The following is a 13,143-nucleotide window of genomic DNA, read 5'->3' as shown; positions in this document are numbered from 1 at the left end:
GGCCCTTTTCGTGCCCTGGGCGATTGTCAGACCCGTCGATTAGAATGTATGTACTAATCGAGCTGTTGACCTGGGAGGATGCTCGTGACTGCGCCCACCTCCGCGACCCCTGTCACCCCCTACGCCACCCTCCTCGGATTCACCCGGTACGTCGACCGCACCGGGCCCACCAAGGCCACCTTCGTCGGCGGGCTGCGCCGGCAGCGGGCCAGCCGGCACGGCTTCAACCCGCACGGCCAGTTCGTCAAGGCGCTCAAGGCCGACGTCGCGTTCCACACCGGCGGCACCCACCTCGCGCAGGTCGCCGATCTGGTCAAGCCGCGCTGGCGCCCGCTCTACGAGGCGCTGGTGCCGGGCGCGACCCGCTGGCTGCAGTCGCTGGGCGAGCCGGCCGGCGTCGACCTGGCGCAGACCCGCGACGCGCTGGCGATGCTGGGTGACCTGCCCGTGAAGATCAACCCGCAGTTCGGTGTGCGGTACGCCGACGGCCGGGCCGAGGCGATCCGGCTGCACTTCGACGAGGCGCCGCCGAGCGAGGAGGCGACGCTGGCCACGCTGCACCTGATGGCCCGGCACATGGACGCGGTGCTGCCGCACGCCGAGCCAGTCCTGGTCGACGTGCGGCGCGGCGAGGCGCATCGGATGCCCGCCGACGTCAAGCCCGAGCAGATCGAGCAGTGGCTGGCCGGTGAGGCGGCCGCGTTCCGCGCCATCTGGTCCACCGCCGCCTGACCGACCGATCCGATCCGGCTCACCGCCGCCCCACCGAACGGCCGTCCCGCACCCGGGACGGCCGTTCGGCGTGCTGCGCCCGGGGCGACCGACCGGGCCGGAGCAGCCGCTGCGGCGGGGCGACACCGTCCCTCGTATGCGCTTTCCCCTCCGTGCTCAGGTTAGTGGCATATGTGAGTAGTAGTCGGGAACAACCCGCCTGACTCCGCCTCGCCCCCGCCGGTCGTCGTCTCGTCCCGCCGCCCGTCGTCCGTCGAGGAGCACCAGTGGTAACAAACGACTCGCCTGTCGTACCCCCACTGCGGACCGCCCCCGCCCCGCGCCCGGTACGCGGACGCCTCATCCTGCTCGGGCCCGCGTTCGTAGCGGCGGTCGCCTACGTCGACCCCGGCAACTTCGCCACCAACTCCACCGCCGGGGCCCGGTACGGATATCTGCTGGTCTGGGTGGTGGTGGCGGCGAACCTGGCCGCCATGCTGGTGCAGACGCTCACCGCCAAGCTCGGCCTGGCCACCGGGCGCAGCCTGCCCGAACTGTGCCGGGAGCACCTGCCCCGGCCGCTGAACCGGGTCATGTGGGCGCAGGCCGAACTGGTCGCCATGGCCACCGACCTGGCCGAGGTGATCGGCGGGGCGGTCGCGCTGTACCTGCTGTTCGGCGTCCCGCTGCTGCCCGGCGGCCTGATCGTCGGCGCCGCCTCGTTCGCCATCCTGGCGCTGCGCTCCAGAGGTTTCCGGACGTTCGAGATCGCCATCGCGGTGCTGCTCGGGGTGATCGTGCTGGCGTTCGCGGTCAACCTGGTCACCGCGCAGCCGGACGTGTCCGACGCCGCGGCCGGCCTGCTGCCCCGCATGCAGGGCACCGACAGCATGCTGCTCGCCGCCGGCATCCTCGGCGCGACGGTGATGCCGCACGTCATCTACGTGCACTCGGCGCTGACGCCGAACCGCCTGCCCGCCGAGGGCGAGGCGCAGCGACGGGTGATCGCCAAGGGCCTGCGGGTCGACGTGCTGATCGCGCTCGGCGTCGCCGGGGCGGTCAACCTGGCCATGCTGCTGGTGGCGGCGAGCAGCTTCCACGGCACGTCGATCCCGGGCACCGACACCCTCGAAGGCGTGCACGCCGGGCTCGCCACCACGCTCGGTACGGCCGCGGCGGTCGGCTTCGCGGTCGCGCTGCTCCTGTCCGGCCTCGCCTCCACGAGCGTCGGCACGTACGCCGGCGAGATCATCATGCAGGGCTTCCTGCGCCGCCGGATCCCGCTGCTGATCCGCCGGATGATCACGCTGCTGCCCGCGCTGGCGGTGCTCGCGATCGGCGTCGACCCGACCCGGGCGCTGGTGCTGTCGCAGGTGGTGCTGAGCTTCGGCATCCCGTTCGCGCTGATCCCGGTGGTGATGTTCACCCGGCGCCGGGACCTGATGGGCAGCCTGGTCAACCGGCGGGCCACCACTGCGGCGGCGGTGGCGATCACGGCGTTCGTGGTGGCGCTCAACGCGTTCCTGCTCTGGCAGGTGGCCGCCTGAAACACGCCAGCGCCCGTCCGGCCCCGTGCGGCTGGACGGGCGCTGGTGATCGGGACTCAGGCGGCCAGGTACTTCTCCAGGTCGTCCAGGATCTTGTTGGCGGCGCCCACGCCGATGCCGGTCATCCAGATCTCGTCGGAGACCACGTGCGCCTTGCCGGCCTTGACCGCGGACAGGCCCTTCCACAGCGTGCCGCCGGTGACCTTGGCCTGCTCGGCGGCGGCCTTCTCGCCGTACGCGGTCACGAACACCACGTCGCCGTCGGCCTCGGCGATGCGCTCCGGGCTGACCCGGTCCATCCGCTTGTCCTCCTTGCCGGCGAGCATCTGCCGCTCGGGGCGGCCCAGGCCGGTGTCGCCGACGACGATGCCGGAGAACGAGTCCGGCCCGTACAGGCGGATCTCGGTCGGCATGAAGCGCACGATGGAGACCTTGCGGGACGCGGCGTCGCCGAGCTTCGCGCCGAAGTCCTTCGCCCGCTTCTCGTACTCGGCCAGCAGGTCCTTGGCCTGCTGCTCCTTGCCCAGCGCCGCGCCGTCGAGGAGGAAGTTCTCCTTCCAGGTGATGCCGACCTTCTCGGTGAAGACGGTCGGGGCGATCTTGGACAGCTCGTCGTAGAACTTCTCCTGGCGGAACTTGCTGCCCAGGATGAGGTCCGGGTTGAGCGCGTTGATCGCCTCCAGGTCCGGCTCGGTGAGCACGCCGACCTCGGTGATGCCGGCGAGCTTGTCCGCGCCGAAGTAGGTGGGCCAGCTCTTCGCCTCACCGGCGGTGGCCGCGCCGACCGGGGTGACGCCGAGCGACAGCGCGGTGTCGATCTTGTCGGTGTCGAGCACGACCACGCGCTTCGGCTCGGCGGGCACCTTCGTGGTGCCCATGGCGTGGGTGATCTCCCGGGTCTCCCCGGTGCCGGCGCCGCCGACGGGATCGCTCTCCCCGCAGGCGGTGAGACCGACGCCGAGGGCGAGCGCGGCGGTGAGTGCGACGGCGAGACGACGCATGGTGTTCCTTTCGGTGGTGCGGGTCGGCGCGCTCAGGCGTCGCCGACGGGGACGCCGGCCGTGGCCGGCGTGGCGGCCGGAACGGCCGAGGTCTGGGTGAGGGCCGGCACCACGAGCGGGGCGCCGCTGACCGGGCAGGGCACGACCACGCAGTCCAGCCCGAACACGTCGCGGACCAGGTCGGCGGTGAGGATCTCGCGCGGCTCGCCGGCGGCGACCACCGCGCCGTCGCGCATGGCGATCAGGTGACCGGCGTACCGGGCCGCCTGGTTGAGGTCGTGCAGCACGGCCACCACGGTCCGGCCCCGCTCGGCGCGCAGCCGGTGCAGCAGGTCCAGCACCTCCACCTGGTGGGCCAGGTCGAGGTACGTGGTGGGCTCGTCCAGTAGCAGCGCGTCGGTGTCCTGGGCCAGCGTCATGGCGATCCACACCCGCTGGCGCTGGCCGCCGGAGAGCGTGTCCACCGCCCGGTCGGCCAGCCCGGCGACATCGGCCAGCCGCATGGCTTCCTCGACCGCCCGGCCGTCCTCGGTCGACCACTGCCGCCACCAGCGCTGGTAGGGCTGCCGGCCGCGCCCGACCAGGTCGGCCACGGTGATCCCCTCGGGCACCAGCGGGCTCTGCGGCAGCACGCCGAGCCGCCGGGCCACGTCCCGGGTGGGCAGGTCCCGGATCGCCGCGCCGTCGAGCAGCACCGCGCCCCGCCGGGGCGTGAGCAGCCGGGCCATGGTGCGCAGCAGCGTCGACTTGCCGCAGGCGTTCGGGCCGACGATCACGGTGAACGTGTCGGCCGGCAGGTCGAGGTCCAGTCCGTCCAGCACGGTCCGGCCCTCGTAGCCGACGACCAGGTCGCGGGTGGACAGCAGCGCGGTCACGAGCGCCTCCCTCGGGTGCGCAGCAGCACGAAGATCAGGTACGGCCCGCCGATCGCCGCGGTCAGCACGCCGGCCGGCAGTTGGGTGGGCGCCAGCAGCCGCCGGGCGCCCAGGTCGGCGAGCACCAGCAGCAACGCGCCCAGCAGCGCGGCGCAGAGCAGCGGCGGTCGCTCGGTCCGGGCCAGCCGGCGGGCCACCTGCGGGGCGACGAGCGCCACGAAGTCCACCGCGCCCACCTGGGCGGTGACCATCGCGGCGGCCAGCACGCCGGTGCCGGCCAGGCCGATGCGCCGGGCCACCGGCCGCAGGCCGATCCCCCGCGCGGTGTCGTCGTCGAGCGTGCTGCTGCGTAGCGCCCAGCCGGCCCAGAGGAGCACCGGCAGCAGCCCGGCGAGCGTGCCGGCGATCCAGGCCGCCTCGCTCCACCCCTTGCCGGCGAGCGTGCCGATGAGCCAGATCTGCGCGCGCAGCCCGTCGATCGGGTCGGCGGTGAGCATGACGACCTCGATCAGCGCCCGGAACGCGAACGCCACCGCCACGCCGGCGAGCACGAACCGCTGGGCGGCCAGGCCGTGCCGGGCGCCGAGCGCGAACACCAGTACCGCCGCGGCCAGGCCGCCGAGCAGCGCCGCCGGCGCCACCAGCACCGCCGCCGCCCCGCTGGTCAGCGCGATCGTGGCGGCCAGCCCGGCGCCCTGGGTGACGCCGATGACGTCGGGGCTGGCCAGGGGGTTGCGGGCCACGCTCTGGATCAGCGTGCCGGCCACGCCGAAGGCCGCACCGGCGACCGCCGCGAGGACGGCGCGGGGCAGTCGCAGGTCGCGCACCACGAGGTCGTACGGGGTGCCCGCGCCGGAGAGCGACCGCACCACGTCGACGGGGGCCACGTACGGCGTCCCCAGCGACAGGCTGACCACCACCGCGAGGCAGAGCAGCACGAACAGCACCAGCGCCAGAACGACAGGACGCCACCGGAACGGCACCACCACCGCCGCCCCGACCCGCAGAACCCCGCGCCCGGCCCCCAGCGGCCCACGTCGTTGATCTTGCACTTGCTGCCCCGACCGCGCCGGGATCGCCCCTTTCGCCGGGGCGGCAAGTGCAAGATCGCGGGAGTCTGTGCAGGGGACCGGGGTGGTCATGTCGTCACCGTTTTGGCTCGGTGGACCAGGTAGGCCAGCAGCGGGGCGCCGAGCAGGGCGGTGATGATGCCCGCGGGGATCTCGCCGGGCGGGGCGACCAGGCGGCCCGTCACGTCGGCCGCCAGCACCAGCGCGGGGCCGAGCAGCGCGGCGACCAGCAGCGTCCACCTGTGGTCGGCGCCCACGAGCGCCCGGGCCAGGTGCGGCACCGCCAGCCCGACGAACGCGATCGGCCCGGCTGCGGCCACCGCGGCGCCGGTGAGCAGCACGCCACCGCCGCCGGCGGCGAGCCGGACCAGGGCGACCCGGTGGCCGAGCCCCCGGGCCACGTCGTCGCCGAGGGCGAGCGCGTCCAGGCCACGGGCGGCCAGCAGGGCCAGCAGCACGCCGGCCGCCACGAACGGGAGCACCTGACCGGCGACGCCGACGCCCCGGCCGGTCAGCCCGCCGACCACCCAGAAGCGGTACTCCTCGAACGTGCGGGCGTCGATGCTGAGCAGCGCGTACACGATGGCGCCGAGACCGGCGTCGAGGGCCGCGCCGACGAGCGCGAGGGTGACCGGGCTGGCGCCGTCGCGGGCGCGGTTGGCGACCGCGAACACGAGCAGCCCGGTGAGCAGCGCGCCGGCGATGCCGAACCAGACGTACCCGGCGAGCGTGCCGACCCCGAACACGGCGATGGCCAGCACCACGCCGAACGAGGCTCCGGCGCTGATGCCGAGGATGCGCGGCTCGGCCAGCGGATTGCGGGTTACCGCCTGGAACAGCACCCCGGCCAGCGCCAGCGCGAGGCCGACGACCAGCCCGAGGACGGTACGCGGCAGCCGCAGTTCCCGGACCACGGTGGTGGCGTCGCCGCCGTCCGGAGAGACGAGCGCGTGCCACACCTGGTCGACGGGGAAATGACGGCTGCCGAGCGCGAGACTGGCCAGCAGCGCCAGCAGGAGCAGGAGCGCCGCCGCCACGGTGACCGCGACGCGGCGGACGGTGCCGCGGCGGACGGGAGCCCCGGCCCGCGCGGGCCGGACGGCGACGGTGGTCACGGGGTGGCACGCCTTCCGGTTAGGTACGCCTCACCTTAGCTGACCTGGTAAGGCGCACCTAACCCGCCGGTGTCGATGCCCGGCAACCCCTAGCCTGAGGACATGCGATTCGACAGGCACACGGTGGTGCTCCTGGTCCGCCCGGACGACGCGCCGGACCTGCCGCAGGACGCGCTCGACCGGATCCAGGACGCCCACCTGGCCCACCAGGCCGGGCTGGTGGAGCAGGGCGCGGTGCTCGCGGCCGGGCCGTTCCTGGACGGCGACGACGGACGCGTCCGCGGTTTCGTGGTGCTGTCGGTGGACCCGCAGATGGCCCGCGAGCTGTACGCGAACGACCCGGCGGTCCGCGCGGGCCGGCTCGTCGCGCAGGTCAGCAGCTGGATGGTGCCGGAGGGGCAGGTCCGCTTCGAGCAGGTGCCGGTGCCCCGCTCGATGTTGGAGGCCGCGGCCGGCGACTGAGCGTCGTGCTCGGCCGGGGCGCGGGTCAGTCCTCGGCGGCCTGCCGGACGCCCGGCACCACCGGGGTCGGCCACAGCGGGGCACGCGGCCCGGCCGGCACCTCGACCTGCTGGTCGGACCAGACGTACGTCTCGGGCAGCAGGTCGGCGATCGGGACCGCGCGCAGCCCGTCGGGCGGGCCGACGATCACCTTGATCGCCGGGAAGTAGTCGAGCAGCACCTGACGGCAGCGCCCGCACGGCGGGATGACGCCCCGGCCCCGGTCCCCCACCGCGACGATCGTCTCCAGCTCGCCGGCGCCCTGGGTCGCGGCGGCCCCGATCGCCACCACCTCGGCGCACGGGCCGCCGGTGAAGTGGTAGACGTTGACGCCGCTGAACACCCGGCCGTCGGTGCTGCGTACGGCGGCGGCAACGGTGTGGTTGTCGCTGCGGCAGCGCAGCTTCGCCACGGCGGTGGCGGCCTGCACGAGCGCCCGGTCGGTGTCCCGCATGATCATCCCCGCCCCTCGTCGGCCCCGTCGGCCCCCGTCGGCGGCAACTTTATCCCCGCCGGGCGGCCCGCCGGTGACGGCGCGCCCGTCGCCGGTAACCCGGGGGCGGTCCGCCGCGCGGCTGCCTATCCTTGGCGACGACATGCAGAAGCCAGCCGTACCCGCCGCCCCTGACACCGCCCGCGACCTGCACCGCCGCCTCGCCCCGCTGATGTTCCGCGACCAGCGCCGCCTCCAGCGGCGGCTCGACGGCGTGCGGCGGCTGCGTGACCCGCAGCGGCGGGACGCGGCGCTGGCCGAGATCACGGCCGAGGTGACCCGGGCGGAGGCCCGGCTGGAGTCGCGTCGCGCGGCCGTGCCGGCGATCACCTATCCGGCGCAGTTGCCGGTGAGTGAGCGCAAGGACGACATCGCCGCCGCGATCCGCGACCACCAGGTGGTGATCGTGGCGGGTGAGACCGGCTCCGGCAAGACCACCCAGCTCCCCAAGATCTGCCTGGAGCTGGGGCGCGGGATCACCGGCCTGATCGGGCACACCCAGCCCCGCCGGCTGGCGGCCCGTACGGTCGCCGACCGGATCGCCGACGAGCTCGGCACCGAGCTGGGCGACGTGGTCGGCTACAAGGTGCGCTTCACCGACCAGGTGGGCGAGAACAGCCTGGTCAAGCTGATGACCGACGGCATCCTGCTGGCCGAGTTGCAGACCGACCGGATGCTGCGGCAGTACGACACGCTGATCATCGACGAGGCACACGAGCGCAGCCTCAACATCGACTTCATCCTCGGTTACCTCAGGCAGCTCCTGCCCCGCCGGCCCGACCTCAAGGTGGTCATCACCTCGGCGACCATCGAGACCGACCGGTTCGCGAAGCACTTCGCCGACGCCGAGGGCAACCCGGCGCCGGTGGTCGAGGTGTCCGGACGCACCTATCCGGTGGAGGTCCGCTACCGGCCGCTGGTCGAGGTGACCGAGGCCGAGGAGGAGGACGAGGCCGACGAGGAGAACGTCCGGGACCAGATCCAGGCCATCGGCGACGCGGTCGAGGAGCTGGCCGCCGAGGGGCCGGGCGACATCCTGGTGTTCCTCAGCGGCGAGCGGGAGATCCGCGACACCGCCGACGCGCTGGGCAAGCTGGTCCAGAAGAAGCGGTCGCTGCTCGGCGCCGAGATCCTGCCGCTGTACGCCCGGCTGTCCACCGCCGAGCAGCACCGGGTCTTCGCCGCGCACTCCAACCGCCGGGTGGTGCTGGCCACCAACGTCGCGGAGACCTCGCTGACCGTGCCGGGCATCAAGTACGTGGTGGACCCGGGCACCGCCCGGATCTCCCGCTACTCCAGCCGGCTGAAGGTGCAGCGGCTGCCGATCGAGCCGGTCTCGCAGGCCAGCGCCAACCAGCGCAAGGGCCGCTGCGGGCGTACCTCGGACGGCATCTGCATCCGCCTCTACGACGAGCAGGACTTCGACTCCCGCCCCGAGTTCACCGACCCGGAGATCCTGCGCACCAACCTGGCCTCGGTCATCCTGCAGATGACGGCGATCGGGCTCGGCGACGTCGCCGCGTTCCCGTTCATCGACCCGCCGGACCGGCGCAACATCACCGACGGCGTGAACCTGCTGCACGAGCTGGGCGCGCTCGACCCGGCCGAGACCGACCCGGCGAAACGGCTCACCGCGCTGGGCCGGCGGCTGGCACAGCTCCCGGTCGACCCCCGGCTGGCCCGGATGGTCCTGGAGGGCGAACGCAACGGCTGCGCCACCGAGGTGGTGGTGATCGCCGCCGCGCTGTCCATCCAGGACCCGCGCGAACGCCCGGCCGACAAGCAGGCCCAGGCCGACCAGGCGCACGCCCGGTTCGCCGACAAGGAATCCGACTTCGTCGCGTACCTGAACCTGTGGCGCTACCTGCGGGAGAAGCAGCGGGAGCTGTCCTCCAGCGCGTTCCGCCGGATGTGCAAGGCCGAATACCTCAACTACCTCCGGGTACGGGAGTGGCAGGACATCGTCAGCCAGTTGCGCCAGGTGCTGCGAACCTCGGACAAGGGTGAGGGCCGGCGCGGCGCCGGCGCCGACCTGCCGGAGGAGATCGACACCCCGAAGGTGCACCAGTCGCTGCTGCCCGGCCTGCTGTCGCACCTCGGCCTCAAGGACGCGCAGAAGCACGAATACCTGGGCGCGCGGGGCGCGAAGTTCGGGATCTTCCCCGGGTCGGCGCTGTTCAAGAAGCCGCCGCGCTGGGTGATGGCCGCCGAGCTGGTGGAGACGTCCCGGCTGTGGGGGCGGGTGGCCGGGCGGGTCGAGCCCGAGTGGGTCGAGCCGCTGGCCCAGCACCTGGTCAAGCGCAGCTACAGCGAGCCGCACTGGGAGAAGAAGCAGGCCGCGGTGATGGCCTACGAGAAGGTCACGCTGTACGGCATCCCGCTCGTCACCTCGCGCAAGGTGAACTTCGGGCGGATCGACCCGGTGCTCAGCCGGGAGCTGTTCATCAGGCACGCCCTGGTGGAGGGCGACTGGCAGACCCACCACCACTTCTGGCGGGACAACCAGAAGCTGCTGACCGAGATCGAGGAGCTGGAGAACCGGGCCCGGCGCCGCGACATCCTGGTCGACGACGAGACCATCTTCGCCTTCTACGACCAGCGCATCCCCGCCGACGTGGTCTCCGGCCGGCACTTCGACTCGTGGTGGAAGAAGACCCGCCGGGAGCGGCCGGACCTGCTCACGTTCACCCGCGAGCTGCTCGTCAACGACGGCCGGGGCGGGGTGGACGAGGAGGACTTCCCGGACGAGTGGCGGGCCGACGGCGTGACGCTGCCGCTGACGTACACGTTCGACCCGACCGCGCCGACCGACGGCGTCACTGTGGACATCCCGCTGCCGCTGCTCAACCAGGTGCCGGCGGAGAGCTTCGACTGGCAGGTGCCCGGGCTGCGCGAGGAGCTGGTGATCGCGCTGATCCGGTCGCTGCCCAAGCCGGTGCGGCGCAACTTCGTGCCGGTGCCCGACTACGCGCGCGCCGCGCTGGCCGCGATCACGCCGGGCGAGGAGCCGCTGCTGGCCGCGCTGACCCGGCAGCTGCGCCGGATGACCGGCGTGACAGTGCCGCCGGACGCCTGGGACCCGGGGAAGCTGCCGCCGCACCTGCGGGTCACGTTCCGGGTGCTCGGCGAGGACGACAAACCGGTCGCCGAGGGCAAGGACCTGCCGGCGCTGCAACGCGAGCTGCGCCAGGAGGTACGGCAGGTCGTGGCCGCCGCCGCGCCGGACGTGGCCCGTTCCGGGCTGACCGAGTGGTCGATCGGCGCGCTGCCGCGCACCATCGAGCAGGTCCGCGCCGGCTTCGCGGTGACCGCGTACCCGGCGCTGGTGGACGAGGGCGCCACCGTCGGGGTGAAGGTGTTCGACTCGGCCGCCGAGCAGGAGGCCGCGCACTGGGCGGGCACCCGGCGGCTGCTGCGGCTGACGCTGCCGTCGCCGGCGAAGTTCCTCCAGGGGCGGCTGAGCAACGAGGCGAAGCTGGCGCTGTCCCGCAACCCGCACGGCAGCGTGCCGGAGCTGATCGAGGACGCGGCCGGGGCGGCGATCGACAAGCTGATCGGCGACGCGGGCGGCCCGGCCTGGGACGCCGAGGGCTTCGCCGCGCTGCGCGACAAGGTGCGGGCCGACCTGGTGGACACCGTGGTCGAGGTGATGGACCGGGTCCGCCGGGTGCTGGCCGCCGCGTACACGGTGGAGCAGCGGCTCGGCGCGACCCGCAACTTGGCGGTGGTGGCCGCGCTGGCCGACATCCGTGCCCAGCTCACCGGCCTGGTGCACAAGGGCTTCATCACCGAGACCGGCTACGCGCGCCTGCCCGACCTGCTGCGCTACCTGACCGCGATCGAGCGGCGGCTGGACCGGCTGCCCGGCAACCCGCAGCGCGACAAACAGCAGCAGGACCGGATCGCGGTGGTGCAGAAGGAGTACCAGGACATGCTCGCCGCGCTGCCCCCGCCGCGGCGCGCGACCCCGGCGGCCCGCCAGATCCGCTGGATGATCGAGGAGCTGCGGGTGAACGTGTTCGCCCAGGCCCTCGGCACCCCCTACCCGGTCTCCGAGCAGCGCATCTACCGGGCCATGGACGACGCCGAGGGCCGCTGATCCGCCGCGCCGGCCGACGCCGGCGCGGCGGTCCGGTCAGCGGCGGATCACCGCGCCGAAGCCGAGCCAGCGACCGGCGTACGGCCCCTCCACGAGGCGGACGTGCTCGCGGCCGTTGAGCACCGAGCGGCCGTCGATGGCCACCGCGTCACCGACCCGGTAGGTGGTGGGCACCGACTTCATCAGCCCGGCGGCGTCGATCGAGTACGCCGGTGGCGCGTCGACGGCTATCGTGCCGGGCCGGTGCAGCTTGTAGCCGAACCCGGCGCAGATGCCGACCTGGTACCGGTAGGGCGAGTACTCCTGCACGTAGTAGCCGGCCAGGGTGCCGGCGGTGATCGCGTACCAGATCCCGGTCTGCCGCATGATCTTCACGCGGTCGCCGGAGGGCGCGGCGCTGGCGCGGGCCAGCGTCATCTTCGTCCGCGCGGTCACCGTGCCGGCGCTGTTGAACTTGTACGCGGTGTGCGTGCCGGAGGAGAACCGGATGTTGCCCTTCACGCCGTAGGGCGGGTAGTCGGTGTACCAGAGGTCGGCGAGCTGGGCCAGGTACGTGTCACCGGTGATGGCGTACTGCTGGACGAACTGGAACATGTGGGTGGAGTGGTACTGGCCGGCGTCGATGCCGTGGGTCAGGCAGTAGCGGCTGCGCCAGTGCCGCACCCGGGTCTTCTCCCACACGTCCCGGTAGGTGGTGATCGCGCCCTGCAGCATGAGTTTGGCGTCGGCGTTGCGGGTGAGCACCCAGTAGTCGTAGAGGCCGTACGCGGAGAACATGTGCCCGTTGTAGGTGCGGTCGCCGCGGACCGCCTTCGGGTGCGGGTACTCCTCCAGCCACAGCAGACCGTCCACCACGTACACGCCCCACGGCTGGCCGGCCACCGCGGGCAGCAGGTACGAGGCGAAGGTGGCGTCCGCGGCGCCCTTCCACTTCGTCTCGCCGGTGCGCTGGTAGAGCCGGGTGAACAGGCTCAGCGCCTGCCCCTGGGCCATCATCGAGTACCAGGGCGCCGGGTAGAGGTCGGGGCCGCCGTGCAGCCGGTGGTCGAACGGGTACGGATAGAACCACGCGCCGGAGCGCAGGGTGCGGCGGTCGATCAGGCGCTGCGCCTGCCGCTTCGCCCGGTCCAGGTATGTCAGGTTCCCGGTGATCCGGTGGGCCTCCATCAGGTGCAGGCCGTACTGCGCCTGCGCGACCGGGTGGTCGTAGAGCCGGCCGCCGAGGCGCACCATGCGCACCCCGGTGGAGTCGTGCACGCCGGGATCGACGAGCGGGACCGGCGAGGTCATGTGGTAGGGCTCGATGCCGATCGGCAGTTCCCGGATCTCGAAGTCGTCGTACCGGAACTGGAACGGCACCGACGCCGCGTCGGCGTACCGGCGGGTCGGTCCGCCGACCCGGCCGGCGCCCGGCGTGGACGCCGCGCGCGGGGCGAGCCGGGGCACGTCGCGGGCCGGGATCGCGGACAGGTTCGGCAGTGGCTCGACCGGCCCCGGCGGGCCGATCTCCAGGGCCGGGTCGATGACCGGGTCCGCCGGCACCAGGAGCGAGGTCGCCGGGGACGCCGCGGCCCAGGCGGCGCCGCCGCCGAGCAGCGGGACCGAGGCGGCGGCCAGGGAGCCGGCGACGACGGCGCGCCGGCTCAGCGCGGGTGTCGGGCCGGCGGCCCCGGACGGGTCTTGATGGCGCATGCGAACCTCCCGTGTCTTCACATGCTGGGCATCAGCCTT

General features: G+C 73.3%; 10 protein-coding genes. 4 read left to right on the top strand and 6 right to left on the bottom strand.

The features are described 5' to 3' along the window. The first annotated feature begins 84 nt into the window (after positions 1–84). Positions 85–732 (top strand): hypothetical protein, encoded by a 648-nt coding sequence (locus tag J3R08_RS11455; RefSeq protein ID WP_043325072.1) that lies wholly within the window; start codon positions 85–87, stop codon positions 730–732. A 266-nt stretch (positions 733–998) separates the two neighbouring features. Continuing rightward, a complete protein-coding gene (locus J3R08_RS11450) occupies positions 999–2,258 on the top strand; it encodes an Nramp family divalent metal transporter (protein WP_209961087.1) in 1,260 nt (419 codons plus the stop codon). 56 nt (positions 2,259–2,314) lie between these two features. On the opposite strand, the gene J3R08_RS11445 is transcribed toward J3R08_RS11450, so the two are convergent. The 4 genes from J3R08_RS11445 to J3R08_RS11430 form a co-directional block, all read right to left on the bottom strand. Next, a complete protein-coding gene (locus tag J3R08_RS11445; RefSeq protein ID WP_043325074.1) occupies positions 2,315–3,259 on the bottom strand; it encodes an ABC transporter substrate-binding protein in 945 nt (314 codons plus the stop codon). A 32-nt stretch (positions 3,260–3,291) separates the two neighbouring features. Continuing rightward, positions 3,292–4,134: an ABC transporter ATP-binding protein gene (locus J3R08_RS11440; protein ID WP_113973193.1), complete on the bottom strand. Its 843-nt coding sequence runs from the start codon at positions 4,132–4,134 to the stop codon at positions 3,292–3,294. Continuing rightward, entirely contained in the window at positions 4,131–5,120 is a 990-nt protein-coding gene (locus J3R08_RS11435) for an iron chelate uptake ABC transporter family permease subunit (RefSeq protein WP_280841758.1), read from the bottom strand. Before J3R08_RS11435 ends, J3R08_RS11440 begins: the two co-directional genes overlap by 4 nt. Positions 5,121–5,272: 152 nt before the next feature. Next, the gene (locus tag J3R08_RS11430) at positions 5,273–6,319 is read right to left on the bottom strand and encodes an iron ABC transporter permease (RefSeq protein ID WP_104113626.1); all 1,047 of its coding nucleotides are present in this window, start codon (positions 6,317–6,319) and stop codon (positions 5,273–5,275) included. A gap of 102 nt (positions 6,320–6,421) precedes the next feature. Here J3R08_RS11430 and J3R08_RS11425 point away from each other — a divergent pair, with 102 nt between their 5' ends. Further along, positions 6,422–6,781, top strand: coding sequence for a YciI family protein (locus J3R08_RS11425; protein WP_013285335.1), 360 nt, complete (start codon positions 6,422–6,424; stop codon positions 6,779–6,781). 25 nt (positions 6,782–6,806) lie between these two features. Here J3R08_RS11425 and J3R08_RS11420 read toward each other — a convergent pair whose 3' ends face one another. Next, positions 6,807–7,274 carry a cytidine deaminase gene (locus tag J3R08_RS11420; protein ID WP_244206091.1) on the bottom strand — a complete coding sequence of 156 codons (468 nt, stop codon included), beginning with the start codon at positions 7,272–7,274 and terminating at the stop codon, positions 6,807–6,809. Positions 7,275–7,416: 142 nt separating this feature from the next. Here J3R08_RS11420 and hrpA point away from each other — a divergent pair, with 142 nt between their 5' ends. Continuing rightward, positions 7,417–11,412: an ATP-dependent RNA helicase HrpA gene (hrpA, locus tag J3R08_RS11415; protein WP_209961086.1), complete on the top strand. Its 3,996-nt coding sequence runs from the start codon at positions 7,417–7,419 to the stop codon at positions 11,410–11,412. A gap of 36 nt (positions 11,413–11,448) precedes the next feature. Here hrpA and J3R08_RS11410 read toward each other — a convergent pair whose 3' ends face one another. Further along, positions 11,449–13,104, bottom strand: a complete 1,656-nt coding sequence (locus J3R08_RS11410; protein ID WP_209961084.1) for a D-glucuronyl C5-epimerase family protein — start codon at positions 13,102–13,104, stop codon at positions 11,449–11,451. Between the last annotated feature and the right edge of the window lie 39 nt (positions 13,105–13,143).

Origin of the sequence: Micromonospora sp. HB375 (assembly GCF_017872985.1) — a bacterium.
GTDB lineage: Bacteria > Actinomycetota > Actinomycetes > Mycobacteriales > Micromonosporaceae > Micromonospora > Micromonospora chalcea.
Note: the sequence above shows the minus strand (reverse complement) of the source record. Positions and strands in the feature narration are given on the sequence as shown.

Excerpts from the sequence above, each read along its gene's own strand:
- hrpA (WP_209961086.1), top strand. The coding sequence starts at position 7,417 with ATGCAGAAGCCAGCCGTACCCGCCGCCCCTGACACCGCCCGCGACCTG.
- J3R08_RS11410 (WP_209961084.1), bottom strand. The coding sequence starts at position 13,104 with ATGCGCCATCAAGACCCGTCCGGGGCCGCCGGCCCGACACCCGCGCTG.
- J3R08_RS11425 (WP_013285335.1), top strand. The coding sequence starts at position 6,422 with ATGCGATTCGACAGGCACACGGTGGTGCTCCTGGTCCGCCCGGACGAC.
- J3R08_RS11445 (WP_043325074.1), bottom strand. The coding sequence starts at position 3,259 with ATGCGTCGTCTCGCCGTCGCACTCACCGCCGCGCTCGCCCTCGGCGTC.
- J3R08_RS11420 (WP_244206091.1), bottom strand. The coding sequence starts at position 7,274 with ATGCGGGACACCGACCGGGCGCTCGTGCAGGCCGCCACCGCCGTGGCG.